Below are 12,624 nucleotides of genomic sequence, written 5' to 3' on the forward strand. Positions count from 1 at the left end.
ACCAGTCGGTTCTATGTCTGCAGTGACAGACCGGTCGCTTGGGTCGCCTGCGTGGTTCGGCAACCGCGTACGTGAGGAGTTGGGCGCAACGCTCTCGCCTGTACTGGCGTAGATAGTGGGGTGTGAGAGAATTACACGATACCGTACGGTCGAACCGGAAACACAGGTACAGGAATCCGGATAACTCGTTTTCCCCTAATAGAAGCTGTCCGAGATCGCGCTTGCAAACGATAGCACAGATATAAGTTAATTGGACCATAATGAAAGATGATGAGCGAAACTGAAACAGAGTCTGACGTGCCGATTCAGGAGACGACCAACTGGCCCGAACTCGCTGTTGGGCTGTACGATAGATTGACTGGTCGGGGAGCCGAAATCGTCTACGAATTCGAAGACATGGACGTGGCAGTTCCGAGCAAAGTCGGCGAGGACGCCGAGCACGCCCACTGGCACGTTGACGGGACGGTTCACATTAGGACCAACGAGAGTGACTGATCGTGGCCGCGAGCGGTGACCTGGTCTCGACCATTGAGGGTCTCGCTCGCAGCGGTCCCGATCTCAGTGTCACCGCCAACCTTTCGGTGACCGTCGAAAACATCGACCTTGCGATCAGTACCGTCGACGACCGCATCCGCGTTCAGGTGCCCTCGGTGCGGGCTGGATTCCGGCTCCTCCGCCGTGAACACGAACGGCTACCCGTCCTCTCGGGGGTACTCTCCGAGGCTGGCCTGACGGCCGAGATACGGGTCGGGAACGCAGTGATTGCGGTCGCCGGGACAGACGCCGCACCTGACAGGCTGTCAAGACTCCTCTCGCTGGGGACGGTCGAGGTTCGCCTCCGGGGGCTGGTACCAGCAGCGCTCCGGCTCCAATGAGCGGACTCAGCCCACAGTCAATTACCGTCTCACTTCGTCTGCCACTCCGAGTCCCGAAGTACCGCGTCGGACCCTTTTAGCCGCTCGTCGTACTCGAGCTGGTTCCAGGGCACCCATTGATAGCTGGCTGTCTGTAGCGTCCGCCCGGTCAGTCCCGTGGCGACGCTATCGACGGCGGGAGTGCTGGTCCCGGAGTCGCTGGTGCTCGGTGTGGTCACGTACACACCGATCCTCGAAGTCCGTGGCCGCGAGCCCCGCTTCCCAGTCGGTTCGGACCACCGTTTGCTGGAGGGATCTGCGACGTCCAACAGGATCCACGGGAGGCGAAAGTCCACCGCGTTCCCGTCCGGCGACACACGGGCCTCGGTCAGCGAATCCGCTCCCGTCCTGGACGGCTCGCCGGGTCCGTAGCGCAACTCGCCAGTCTCGACCACGTCCATCCGGCCCTGTGGCCGGTCTGCTACTTGATCATCGTCAGCAACATTTTGAACCGGGCTGGCGCGGCGACTGCGTGGGGCGTCTCGGCGGGAAAGACAATCGACTCGCCGGCCTCAAGTTCGTGGTCGGTCCCATCGATCGTGACGCGGGCGGTCCCGTCCAGTACCTGCAGGAGTGCTTCGTGGGGCGCGGTGTGTTCGCTGATCGTCTGGCCCGTATCGCAGGCAAAAACCGTCAGCGTCGCCGCTTCGCGATCGACCAGTGTGCGGCTGACGATCGCCCCCTCCTGGTAGTCCAGTAGTGCCTCCAGTTCGAGTACCGATCCCGCCAACTCTGCGAGTTGATCGTCGCTCATACTGGTCGTACGGCGGACCCACGCTTGGGACTGCCGGCAAACATGTTCGGCCAGCGTGGCGATCGACAGGGCTACGACGCTCGGCGGTGATCCAGCGAATATGCGCGTCAGCGTCATCGGCGGGAGTACTGTCTCTCCGGAACTGGCCGAGCAGGCTCGCGATGTCGGTCGGTTGCTGGCCGAGCGCGATCACGTGGTCGTCTGCGGTGGGCGCGGCGGCGTGATGGAAGCGGTCTGCCGTGGGGCGAGCGAGGCGGGGGGCCAGACGATCGGCATCCTGCCCGGTGAAGATCGTGAAGCAGCCAACGCATACGTCGAGACAGCGATTGCCACGGGGTTGGGCAACGCACGCAACGCGCTGGTGGTCATGAACGGCGACGCCGCGATCGCGATCGACGGGGGAACGGGCACCCTTTCGGAGATCGCACTGGCGCTTGACGCCGGCAACCCGGTTGCGGGCCTCCAGACCCACGATATCGACGGCGTCAAGCACGTCGAATCGCCACAGGCGGCCGTCGAGTACGTCGAACGTGCACTCGAACCCTGACTCTCGCCGTTCCTCGATCACTCGCTGGTCGCCACGAGCGCGAAAATCCACAGCAACACGAACGGATAGGTGAGCAACTGGATGACCGACAGGTCACTCCAGACTGGCGGGACGAGCACGGCTGCGCCCGCGCCGATCAGCCCGCCACCGATCGCTATCGGCCCCTGGTGTTGGCTGCGAGCCGGTCGATCGACCGTCGAGAGGAAGAACAGGGCCGCGGCGAAAAAGACCGCCAGCGTGAAGACGATCTCGGTGACGGGCGTGCTCTCGCCCGCGAGCGCTTGCCAGGTCCCGACGAGAAACGCGCCGAACAGTGCCGTCGTCACGCCCAATCCGCCGAAAGTAGCGATCCGCCGTGGATCGACGCCGAATCGTGCCGTGGCCATACTCGTAGGCCGGCCGCCTGGCGGAAGTGCGTTTTCCCTTCTCAATTCCGATGCTGCTCTCGACACTGATCGATATTGGCATACAAGTAACAAGATTTTTGACGGGGCGCTATGAGCCGTCTGCCATGGACCGAATCGAGTTCCTCTTCCAGGCAACCACGCTGTGGTTCGTCTCAATCCTGACGTGGCGAGAGCTGCTTCCCATGGTTCGTACAATATGGTTTACTGTCCCATTCATCATCGCTTTCGCCGCGTACTATATCATCCCTGCATACGTCGTCTGGCGCTTGACCGAAGACCTTCGTGACCGATTCTGGGAACGCTGGCTGGAGTTTGTCAGAACTCAAACATAGCTCTCAGGCCAGCCAGTCGACGAACGTCCCTTCGAGCAGGGTCTCGCGTTGCTGCTGGATATATTTCGATTGCATGCCCCAGATCGCCTCCCCCAGGGGCACCCCCGCCTGCACCTGCTGGCTGACGATATCGTGTTTGTATCTGGCAGGCGTCATCCGCCGTTCGAACCGCTCGCGGAGTGGTTTGATGTATCGACGTGCCTCCGTCGTCGAGAGACCCCGGAGTTCGAGTCCGTCCCGGGCGTGCTCGAAGAGGTCGCCGTAGATCTCGTCGGTCGCCGTCGTCTCGCCGTCGTCCGTGATCCAGGTCAGATCGGCATTCAATCCGTCCCGAGCAGCCCCATAGAAGTTCTCCTTTGCCGTTTCCCAGTCGAGATTCCGTACGGGGTGGTCCCGGCGCGGCAGACTCTCCAACAGGCTGCCGAAGACGGCCTCGAAGGCCACCGCGTCTCTGATCGTCGGCTGGCCGGGGAGGGGGCGGAATTCGATGCGGGCGTTGGCCGAAGACCGTGTTACCCCGTCGAAGACCGGCCGGACCCACCGCCAGTAACTGCCGTGTTTGTGTCGGATGTGGGCGAAGCGGTCGTCAAAACGCTGTCCCCTCTTGACGTCCATCGGGACGATCAACGGATCGGCGACGATCCGGTCGATTGCTTCCTCGACAGACTCGAGGTCCCGCGGGAAGATGACTTTCGGCTGGGCGTCACTCTCCTCGGGTGGATTCAGCACCGATTCGAAGACGCCGATCCGGTGTTCCATGTGGGCGTCGGCGACGATCTCCCGATCGTGGGCGTCGTCGTAACAGTCCGGCGGGAAAAAGGGAGAGTTGACGGACAGCGCGAGCAGGGGGCCGGCCACTCTGAGCGCGTATCGGAAGTACTCCGGGAGGTCGGGCGCGTGAGGGATCTGGTAGTGGGGCTGAATCGAGGTGATGAGACTCTCGGGCATGACGGTCTCGGCCTGGACGGAGACGTGTGGCGCGTCGAGTCGGAAGCCACAGGGGTACTCGGTGTTGGCCATTGTGTGGTACCGGACGCTGTCGGACATGTTCGTCCCGATGCGGATCCCGTCCTCCTCGACAGAGTCACAGAGATACTCGGTGGCCGTCTCGCCGTTGGGCGGCACCGTCCACAGACCGTCGCTGACCAGGCGGATGTCTTTGGTTTTGGTCCGTTCGAGCGCCGGTGCGAGGGTGGCCTGTAATTCCCGTTGCTGGGCCTCCAACCCGTAGTCGTTCAGCGGCTGGGGGCTAGTCTGCATCTCGGCGTTGTGCAGTCCGAGTTCCTTCTCGAAGCCGATGCGTTCGAGCAACTGCCGCGGGAATCGGCGGAGGGCGTCGGTCTGATCGTCGGCCGCGTACAGTTCGAACTCCAAGCCGACGATCGCCTGGTTGTTGTCGAAGGTTCCCGCTCTGACCTCCGTTTTAAGTTCCTCGGCCTCTGCCTCTGTGCGCTCCTGGAAGGCCTCAGCGTCGACAGACAGCGTCTCGCGGATCTTGGTGGCGAGTTCCGAGGCTGACATGCCCCGGGTTTGCGTGTCACGTCCCTTGAACGTGGTGGGTGACCGGCAAACGCTCGGAAGATCACTTCGCGTCCACCAGGTACAGCAAAACCGCCTCTCCAACTGACGTGGTCGAACTGCAAAGCGGATTTTAGTTAGATTTAACATATAAATCATAACCTTTATTTGCCAGTGAGCGGCAGAGGCGGGTGATGGTCCGGCCACTTAACCGGAGATCCTATATTAAAGGGATCGTGGCGAGCGGGGCAGCTATTGGGCTCGCCGGCTGTTCGTCCGGCGAAGAAATCACGGATTCTCCTGAGACGGATCAACTAACGGATACCGAGACAGCTACCGAGACTCAAACGACACCCATGACAAACGATACTGATTACACTCCGGTCGTTGAACAGGCAGCAGTTACCGGCAGCGCCGTTGCGGCCAATCTCTTCCGCCGGAATATCGAAGTCGAATACAAGGACGATACCAAGGCCAACGTAGTGACGCAGGCCGACCGCGGCGCGCAGGCGGCGATCATGGACACGCTCGACCGGCTGTACCCCGATGCGACGATCATCGGTGAAGAAGGTGACGCAGCGAAAGAAGTGCCTGAGTCGGGACTGTCGTTCGTCGTCGATCCGCTCGACGGCTCGTACAACTTCACGCGGGGCAACCGCCTCTGGTGTGCCAGCGTCGCCGCAGTGGAGAACGCCGAGCCCGTCGCGGCCGCGTCCGTCGCCCCAGCACTGGATGACGCCTACGTCGGTACTCCCGAGGGCGTTCACCGGAACGGCGAGCCCGTCAGTGTGAGCGACCGTACCGACCCGAAAGGGTTCATGGTCGCACCAACGTACTTCTGGGGTTTTGACAGCCGTGAGCAGTTCGCCGCCGCAGCGCATGCCGTCGTCGAACGCTTCAGCGATCTCCGGCGAGTCGGATCGACCCAACTCGCACTCGCACTTGTCGCTGCCGGCGAGATCGAAGCCGCAATCACGAATCTCGAAACGAACCCGTGGGACACGATCGCCGGGGCGGCGATGGTCGAATGGGCCGGTGGCACGGTGACGGACCTGAACGGCGACGCCTGGGAACCGGACAGCAAGGGTCTCGTCGCCTCTAACGGTGGTGCACACGATCTCGTCCTCGAAGCTACCCAGGAGATAGAAGCCGCTAAAGAGAGCTAGATAACCCTATTTTTAAGTGCTACTATTATTTAATTGTGGTTCGGGTTAGAACCAGCAACGATCAGTCTGAATGAGTACACCAGTATCAATACACCGTCGACCGCACAGCGGCACGCACAACCACTGTGCACTTTGAGGCTTCAACCCCACGAGGGTCCGTCTGAAACGTGCCACTCGGCCGGCGGGGAGATCGCCACGTGATGGCTTCAACCCCACGAGGGTCCGTCTGAAACACGAATGGCCTTGAGTTCGTAGGCCGCCCGGTTCTTGCTTCAACCCCACGAGGGTCCGTCTGAAACGGACTGAGTGAACTCTCTGTCGGTGCGCGAATGGCTGCTTCAACCCCACGAGGGTCCGTCTGAAACCGGATCTTGGAGAGGGGCACGACAAGTGTGGGGTTGCTTCAACCCCACGAGGGTCCGTCTGAAACCGGTAGTGCGCCGATCGCCGCCGCAGCGATCACGCCGCTTCAACCCCACGAGGGTCCGTCTGAAACGCCGCGCCCGTCGCGCTGTCACTGCCGTCGATGAGGCTTCAACCCCACGAGGGTCCGTCTGAAACGAGTTCAAGGCCAGCGAGGAGGGCGGCGGCGCGATCTACGCTTCAACCCCACGAGGGTCCGTCTGAAACAGGACCGGCGAGACGAAGGATCGCCCTCAACTGCATGCTTCAACCCCACGAGGGTCCGTCTGAAACTCCGAGGCACGATCCGCGGCGCGAGATCCGCCGACAGCTTCAACCCCACGAGGGTCCGTCTGAAACCATACTCATCAACCCCTTCACAGGGTAAGTGCGTCCGCTTCAACCCCACGAGGGTCCGTCTGAAACTGCCTTTGCGAAGGATCGACTCTCCCGCGTTGCCATTGCTTCAACCCCACGAGGGTCCGTCTGAAACCTTGATCCCGAACTGGCCTTCCATCACCGCCATGCTTCAACCCCACGAGGGTCCGTCTGAAACGCTTGTCAAGGCTCACAACGGCGTGGCCTGTATTGATGCTTCAACCCCACGAGGGTCCGTCTGAAACCGCCATGCTCGCGGCGTCCGGAGTCCATGCCGTTTTGCTTCAACCCCACGAGGGTCCGTCTGAAACCGTCTGAGTAGATCGTCCCAATATCCTTGTCGTTCGGCTTCAACCCCACGAGGGTCCGTCTGAAACCGGACGAGGACGTCGAGGAGTAGCGCGGGACCGTCGCTTCAACCCCACGAGGGTCCGTCTGAAACGTGGCAGCGGTTTTCGATCTCCTTGAATCGATACTGGCTTCAACCCCACGAGGGTCCGTCTGAAACCAGTTGCGATCGTCCACGCCCCACCAATGACTAGACCGCTTCAACCCCACGAGGGTCCGTCTGAAACGACCCAGTCCGGTGGGTCGTGGCGCTCCTCCCACACGCTTCAACCCCACGAGGGTCCGTCTGAAACGGGCGGGAAATCGAGCCGGTCGAACTGGCAGCAGGGGCTTCAACCCCACGAGGGTCCGTCTGAAACTCGAGATACTGCTCGACGATCGCCACATCAAGCAAGCTTCAACCCCACGAGGGTCCGTCTGAAACTCTTCACTCCCCTCAATTGGGCCGGATCTCCCGCATTGCTTCAACCCCACGAGGGTCCGTCTGAAACCGTCACCTACGTCCTGAGCCACGCCGGTCTCTATGCTTCAACCCCACGAGGGTCCGTCTGAAACCTTGCGTCGATCACGCCGACGACGGTCGCACCCTTCGCTTCAACCCCACGAGGGTCCGTCTGAAACGGCTCTTGAGCGCCTGCCGGGGATCGACGTCCTCGGGGCTTCAACCCCACGAGGGTCCGTCTGAAACACGACCAGCTACAGCGACACGGGGCTGCTGGATGGCGCTTCAACCCCACGAGGGTCCGTCTGAAACCGTTCTGGAGGCGGTTGACCTCGGCCGCCAACTCGGCGCTTCAACCCCACGAGGGTCCGTCTGAAACGTGACTGAGGGGCAGTTGCATCAGTTCGATGTGACCGAGCTTCAACCCCACGAGGGTCCGTCTGAAACCAGGACGACGACCAGGACGACGTCGACGACCAGGAGGCTTCAACCCCACGAGGGTCCGTCTGAAACCGTCGTGGCTGACCGTCGGGAGCATCACCTTCGATCGGCTTCAACCCCACGAGGGTCCGTCTGAAACTATACCGCAACAGCCGGCGGCCAAGCCTACAAAGCGCTTCAACCCCACGAGGGTCCGTCTGAAACAGGACGCAGTACAGCTCGTCCCCAGTCAAGTACGTGCTTCAACCCCACGAGGGTCCGTCTGAAACTGTTGAAGTCGATCGGTTCCTGGCCGTAGGTCCGTGCTTCAACCCCACGAGGGTCCGTCTGAAACGCTGTAGTAGGCCGTCGGGCTCTGGCTGGGGTCACGGCTTCAACCCCACGAGGGTCCGTCTGAAACCGTCACGACCGTCCTCGACGGCACGGAATCAGACGCCTCGCTTCAACCCCACGAGGGTCCGTCTGAAACCATGGCCGAAACTGGCCATATATGGCCCAATACGGGAGGATAGCTGTTAGTATTTTCGTCGACCTTCAGTAGCCCCCAAACACCGGGGGGGTCGATGACAGACTATAGAAATTGGTCGTCTTCAGTCGGATCCTCGCCGTAGACTGTCCGGGAAACGTATTGTTCTGCGCTCATCCGATAGACGATCACGGACTCACCGGGCTCCAACATCGATTCGAGTTCCTGCTTGATCTCTTCCAGATCACCCTCCGTTATCTCCCCCTCGAACACCGAGTTCTGGACGTGGGTTAGATACCGACGGAGGAAGTTCAAGAACAGCCGGGTTCGATCGGCTTCGACATCGTAGACGGCGACGACGTACACCACGTTACCACCACCGCTCGAAGGATTCGTAGGGCTCGCCGGTCAGTAGATGCTTCTTGAGCTTGTACGCCTCGACCCGGAGTAGATACTGGTAACTCACCTTCCGGTCGAGATTCGGATGTTCGACGGTCCGGTCCAGTGTCTCCTCGAACTCCTTCGAAAACGTCTCTCGCCCGCTCTCGGTGAGCAGACACGAGTTCATTTCCGAATCGAAGTCGTCGTCGGATAGTTGCCCTCGATTCACGAGGCGAAACACCACCCGATCGGTCAGTACCGGCTTGAACAGGTCTGCAAGGTCAAGTGCCAACGAGTACCGCCGCTCGCCTGGTTCGTGGAGATAGCTGATCGTCGGATCGAGTGCCGTGGCTCGAATGGCCGAGACGATGTTCGCGTAGACCAGACTGTTCCCAAAGGAGATCAGACTGTTCACCTTGTTGTTCGGCGGGTTGTACTTTCGGCCGCCGAAGACAAACCCGTCCGGCAGGATCTGATCGAAGATCGCGTAGTACGCCCGTCGAGCACTCGCTTCGACGCCCATAGCTTCCTCGACGGACGCCACAGACGGTATCTCCTCACCGCGGCGATCGAGTGCGTCCAGTGTCGAATCGAGGTCGTACCCCCGGTTATCGTAATAGGAGACGTTCGCCCGCATGTTGTGGATGCTCCCCTCGACAATCTCGCGGGCGAGTTCGGTCCGTTGGGTGGGATCGTCGTACGCTCGGACCTGCTCGACGACGGTCTGACCCGATGTTTGGCCGCGCTCGGGCATGATCGACCCCGAGTAGTAGTCGTTCCAGCCGAAGACGTGCATCGCGACCCCGTGATCGTCGAGAAACGACACAACACGCGTGTTGAAGTCGATCTGACCGTGCAAGAACAGCGCCTCGGCGTTCTCGATCGGGAGGTACTTCTTCTCGCCGTCCTCGGTGACGAGCCGCACCGTGTCGATGTGTCGCTCAACGCGTCCGTCCGAGAAGATGTGGTAGTTGTCGTTCATGGCTTAACAGCTCCAGCAGAAGTCGTGGTACGCACACGAGTCACAGTACGGCTTCTCAGTCGCTGCGGGTGGGGATTCCTGCTGCACTATCCCGTGGATCCCGCGGATCGCATCCTCGACTCGTTCAACCGCTTCGTCGGTCAACTCGACCGGTTCGCGCTTTCGCTCGGTCGGATGGGCGAGAACGCCCTCTTTCTCGACGCCAACCACACGGTCGAGATACCATAGGTAGTACAGCAACTGGAGGCGAGCCGGCTCGACCAGCGACGAGGACGGTTTGACCTCGACGATCCGTCCGTCGTCCAGCATATCCGGCGCGATCCGGCCGTCGATACTGAGGTTCCGTCGCTTGTCGTCGTAGGCGGTATCGTCGACGTGCGTTCCCCGGACGACGTTCGGATTCTCCCTGTCGATCTCGATGTTTCGGCTCTCGAACCAGAGTTCGCGCTTACAAACCTCGTAGTATTGCATCATGACGCCGGTAACGTGAAACGGCGACTCGATCGCCTCGTCGCGAGCTGATTCGAGAAGGAGATCAACAGGATCGGATTCCTCGGTTCGCTCGTCAGTGGGTTCACTCATAGGAACTGGTGATTGACGCTCGCTTCAGGGACGACGAATCCAGTCGTTCGATCGAAGTGCGACGGATTTTGCTGGACGTCAAGCTCATATATGCCTTCATCCTCGACGAGCGGCGGGAGATTCGTTATCGCGTCAGCAATATCGCTATCTTCCGAATAATACGGGACCGAGAGACGCAGCGATTTCGTCTCTTCAAGCAACTGGCCCAAGACCTCAAACTCGAAGTTTCGTTCAGCGTTTCGAATCGCTTCCGTCCGCTCCCGCTCGGCTGGCGTTCGCGTCACGACAATCTCTGCTGAGAGTTGTTCTTTGATGAGAGAGATATTCCCCAGCTCCTCCGCTTTCGCATCGTCAACCCAGTCAGCGTACACTTGCTTGCCAACATCCTTGTCTTCCCGTAGCCGCTCAAAGTACCGTTCGACGGCCGTTCGAGCCACGTCCGTCTCGGTAAGCGACCCAGATTCATCTCGAACCTGTCTGAGTGTATCGGCTACTGTCGGGAGCAGTGTCGTGTCACGATTGTAGACGGCTTCCGCCGGTGTCTTCGACTGATCGTCCAGCGCATCAAGCCACCAGACAGTGACGACTCCCTGTTCACGTTCGAAGGAGCGATTACACCGACCGGCGGCCTGTACGATGCTATCGATGGGCGCAAGGTCCCGAAAGACGCGATCGAAGCTGATATCGACGCCAGCCTCGACGAGTTGCGTCGATATCGTCAGCGTCGGATGATCCGCGTCGGTGAGTTCTTTCGCGATCTCGATTAGCGTGAGTCGATCCGCTGGCCGAAGTCGAGTCGACAGATGAACCAATGCGTCGTCGTCAGTTGCCGCAACGCGTTCCGCGATGGCTTTCGGTTCGACGTCGTCGACTGATCCTTTTTGTTGTAGTTCGTCGTCATACAGGCGACCGACATCGATGAAGCCGTCGCAGTCAACTTGTTCGGTGAGTTCTCGTGCGCTGTCGATCGTGTTACAGACAGCGAGCGTGGTCTGCCCCGATTCGACCGCCTCAGCGAGTTCGGTCGTGGCTGCTGCATAGGATTTCGGCTCGCTTTGGGACTCGATATACCGCTCGGTCGAATCGTCAAGTTCGTAGGAAACACGACGGATGCTCTCGAAATATTGGTCTGGATCGTCTACCAGTTCAGTTTCGTCGTCGAACAATCGTGGTTGCGTGGCAGTCATCGCGATTACCGTCGCGTCGTACTGTTCGGTGAGGATGTCGATGAGCCGTGGAACAAGTTTCCACCAGTCCAATGGGAGGCTCTGTGGTTCGTCAAGGACGACAACGGCATCCCGAAGGGCCGGAAGTTTCATTGATTGCCTGTTTTTCGGTCCAGCTAGGCTCTCGAACAACTGGACGAACGTCGTGACTGTCAGGCCTGCCCGCCAACTTTCAGCCAGCATTCCCGCAACGTCGTCGGAGAGGTCTGCCTCATCATCGTCGGTCGAGTCCTGAATTGTCGACTCCGCAAGATGGTGATGAGCGGTTAGCAGCCGTCCAGTCCCATCCGTCCGATAGATCGTTTCGAGTTCGTCGACGACCTGATCGATGATGCTCGTGAATGGGAGCGCGTAGATGATGCGACTCTTCTCATCCTCGTCGCGGAGTTTCTGTGCAGCAGAGAGTCCGGCGAGTGTCTTCCCCATCCCTGTCGGAAGCGTGAGTGTCGCCACGTCACTCCGACCAGTTTCGAATTCCGAGACGGCTTCTAGAACACTCTCTCGCGCACGTGAGCGATAGTAATTCAGTCGTTCGGGACGACTCCCGTCTTCATCCTGTCGAACATCTGCTTCGAGTCGCTCGACATATTCGTCGAGACGGTCAGTAGACGGCGTTTCGGCGGCGAACGTCTGCTCGTCGTTCGGTGCACCGGCCGCACTCGTTTTGTCAGCGAGAACGAGCGAGCCCCAACATTGCAGGACAAGTCCGTAACAGATGTCGGAAACTGCGTCTTCGCGTGGCTCGGGAACGATCCCGCGCGTCGCAACGGTATCTTCTATCTTATCGAGGAGATCGATGAATCCATCTCGGAACCCATCCCATGAGCCGTCTCCGTTCGTCGCTTCGTCAAATACCTTATGAGATAGCCCGGATTCTTCGCCGTCGATGTCTTTGATCTGCTTTGCAAGCACCGCGTGAGGCCCGTCAGCAGAGCCGTCCTGTCGGTGTGAGCGATCGAAGACGTACTCGGCTACGTTTGGAAGGCGACCGTGGTGTTTCGCTACGGCGACAAACCCGGCGAGACAGGTTTCGGTCTCGAATCCCTGGGCGTCGAGAGCGTAAAACGCAGCAAACGAGCCGAGCGGCGCGTGGTGACGCAACCGATTCTCGTCGGGCGATCTACCTGTTTCGAGGTATCGCTGGAAGTACGTCGTTGCCTTTCCGAAATCATGAAGATACGCCAACGTTTCGACAATCGAGCGTAGTGACTCGTCATCGGACGTCTTCGCATCCTCTGGGACGACATACTCGACACGGGACGTGACATCCCCCAAGTGGTCGAGCAGGTACGTTCCCTCCTGTCCGTCTTCCGGAGGATGAGAATATGGACGGCTCAC

The 12,624-nt window shown here is 60.1% G+C and carries 13 protein-coding genes and 1 CRISPR repeat array; of the genes, 5 read left to right on the forward strand and 8 right to left on the reverse strand.

The features are described from left to right. Positions 1–270 precede the first annotated feature (270 nt). Entirely contained in the window at positions 271–495 is a 225-nt protein-coding gene (locus HZR20_RS03540) for a hypothetical protein (RefSeq protein ID WP_181685214.1), read from the forward strand. A gap of 2 nt (positions 496–497) precedes the next feature. Then, positions 498–875: a peptide ABC transporter ATP-binding protein gene (locus HZR20_RS03545; protein ID WP_181685215.1), complete on the forward strand. Its 378-nt coding sequence runs from the start codon at positions 498–500 to the stop codon at positions 873–875. A 29-nt stretch (positions 876–904) separates the two neighbouring features. Here the strand turns inward: HZR20_RS03545 and HZR20_RS03550 are convergent, their stop codons facing one another. Together HZR20_RS03550 and HZR20_RS03555 are read right to left on the reverse strand one after the other, a co-directional pair. After that, complete coding sequence (locus tag HZR20_RS03550) at positions 905–1,315, reverse strand: hypothetical protein (RefSeq protein ID WP_181685216.1); 411 nt, start codon at positions 1,313–1,315, stop codon at positions 905–907. 20 nt (positions 1,316–1,335) lie between these two features. After that, entirely contained in the window at positions 1,336–1,668 is a 333-nt protein-coding gene (locus HZR20_RS03555) for a cupin domain-containing protein (protein ID WP_181685217.1), read from the reverse strand. Positions 1,669–1,768: 100 nt separating this feature from the next. Between HZR20_RS03555 and HZR20_RS03560 the strand changes: the two genes are divergently transcribed. Continuing rightward, positions 1,769–2,215: a TIGR00725 family protein gene (locus tag HZR20_RS03560; RefSeq protein WP_181685218.1), complete on the forward strand. Its 447-nt coding sequence runs from the start codon at positions 1,769–1,771 to the stop codon at positions 2,213–2,215. Positions 2,216–2,232: 17 nt separating this feature from the next. On the opposite strand, the gene HZR20_RS03565 is transcribed toward HZR20_RS03560, so the two are convergent. Then, on the reverse strand, positions 2,233–2,601 hold the full coding sequence (locus HZR20_RS03565; protein ID WP_181685219.1) for a hypothetical protein: 369 nt from the start codon (positions 2,599–2,601) through the stop codon (positions 2,233–2,235). Positions 2,602–2,726: 125 nt separating this feature from the next. Here HZR20_RS03565 and HZR20_RS03570 point away from each other — a divergent pair, with 125 nt between their 5' ends. Continuing rightward, complete coding sequence (locus HZR20_RS03570; RefSeq protein WP_181685220.1) at positions 2,727–2,954, forward strand: hypothetical protein; 228 nt, start codon at positions 2,727–2,729, stop codon at positions 2,952–2,954. A 3-nt stretch (positions 2,955–2,957) separates the two neighbouring features. Here the strand turns inward: HZR20_RS03570 and HZR20_RS03575 are convergent, their stop codons facing one another. Then, positions 2,958–4,475 carry a hypothetical protein gene (locus tag HZR20_RS03575; RefSeq protein ID WP_181685221.1) on the reverse strand — a complete coding sequence of 506 codons (1,518 nt, stop codon included), beginning with the start codon at positions 4,473–4,475 and terminating at the stop codon, positions 2,958–2,960. A gap of 191 nt (positions 4,476–4,666) precedes the next feature. Here HZR20_RS03575 and HZR20_RS03580 point away from each other — a divergent pair, with 191 nt between their 5' ends. Then, the gene (locus tag HZR20_RS03580; protein ID WP_309484887.1) at positions 4,667–5,638 is read left to right on the forward strand and encodes an inositol monophosphatase family protein; all 972 of its coding nucleotides are present in this window, start codon (positions 4,667–4,669) and stop codon (positions 5,636–5,638) included. Positions 5,639–5,775: 137 nt separating this feature from the next. Further along, positions 5,776–8,118: direct repeats of the CRISPR family, unit length 30 nt; unit sequence GCTTCAACCCCACGAGGGTCCGTCTGAAAC. Positions 8,119–8,220: 102 nt separating this feature from the next. On the opposite strand, the gene cas2 is transcribed toward HZR20_RS03580, so the two are convergent. Genes cas2 through HZR20_RS03600 form a run of 4 tightly spaced genes read right to left on the reverse strand, consistent with a single transcriptional unit; the run spans position 8,221 to position 12,624 of the window. Next, entirely contained in the window at positions 8,221–8,484 is a 264-nt protein-coding gene (gene cas2 / locus HZR20_RS03585) for a CRISPR-associated endonuclease Cas2 (protein WP_181685222.1), read from the reverse strand. 1 nt (position 8,485) lies between these two features. Further along, positions 8,486–9,478, reverse strand: coding sequence for a type I-B CRISPR-associated endonuclease Cas1b (gene cas1b, locus HZR20_RS03590; RefSeq protein WP_181685223.1), 993 nt, complete (start codon positions 9,476–9,478; stop codon positions 8,486–8,488). Between the two features lie 3 nt (positions 9,479–9,481). Continuing rightward, positions 9,482–10,060 (reverse strand): CRISPR-associated protein Cas4, encoded by a 579-nt coding sequence (gene cas4, locus HZR20_RS03595; protein ID WP_181685224.1) that lies wholly within the window; start codon positions 10,058–10,060, stop codon positions 9,482–9,484. Next, positions 10,057–12,624: a CRISPR-associated endonuclease Cas3'' gene (locus tag HZR20_RS03600; RefSeq protein WP_181685225.1), complete on the reverse strand. Its 2,568-nt coding sequence runs from the start codon at positions 12,622–12,624 to the stop codon at positions 10,057–10,059. The genes cas4 and HZR20_RS03600 overlap by 4 nt, the downstream gene beginning before the upstream one ends.

The sequence above is a fragment of the Halorhabdus salina genome, from assembly GCF_013839425.1.
Classification (GTDB): Archaea; Halobacteriota; Halobacteria; order Halobacteriales; family Haloarculaceae; genus Halorhabdus; species Halorhabdus salina.

Bases quoted from the DNA above. Each gene is read 5' to 3' on its own strand.
- HZR20_RS03555 (WP_181685217.1), bottom strand. From the start codon at position 1,668: ATGAGCGACGATCAACTCGCAGAGTTGGCGGGATCGGTACTCGAACTG.
- HZR20_RS03565 (WP_181685219.1), bottom strand. From the start codon at position 2,601: ATGGCCACGGCACGATTCGGCGTCGATCCACGGCGGATCGCTACTTTC.
- HZR20_RS03550 (WP_181685216.1), bottom strand. From the start codon at position 1,315: ATGGACGTGGTCGAGACTGGCGAGTTGCGCTACGGACCCGGCGAGCCG.
- HZR20_RS03575 (WP_181685221.1), bottom strand. From the start codon at position 4,475: ATGTCAGCCTCGGAACTCGCCACCAAGATCCGCGAGACGCTGTCTGTC.
- HZR20_RS03540 (WP_181685214.1), top strand. From the start codon at position 271: ATGAGCGAAACTGAAACAGAGTCTGACGTGCCGATTCAGGAGACGACC.
- cas1b (WP_181685223.1), bottom strand. From the start codon at position 9,478: ATGAACGACAACTACCACATCTTCTCGGACGGACGCGTTGAGCGACAC.
- HZR20_RS03580 (WP_309484887.1), top strand. From the start codon at position 4,667: ATGGTCCGGCCACTTAACCGGAGATCCTATATTAAAGGGATCGTGGCG.
- cas4 (WP_181685224.1), bottom strand. From the start codon at position 10,060: ATGAGTGAACCCACTGACGAGCGAACCGAGGAATCCGATCCTGTTGAT.
- HZR20_RS03560 (WP_181685218.1), top strand. From the start codon at position 1,769: ATGCGCGTCAGCGTCATCGGCGGGAGTACTGTCTCTCCGGAACTGGCC.
- HZR20_RS03570 (WP_181685220.1), top strand. From the start codon at position 2,727: ATGGACCGAATCGAGTTCCTCTTCCAGGCAACCACGCTGTGGTTCGTC.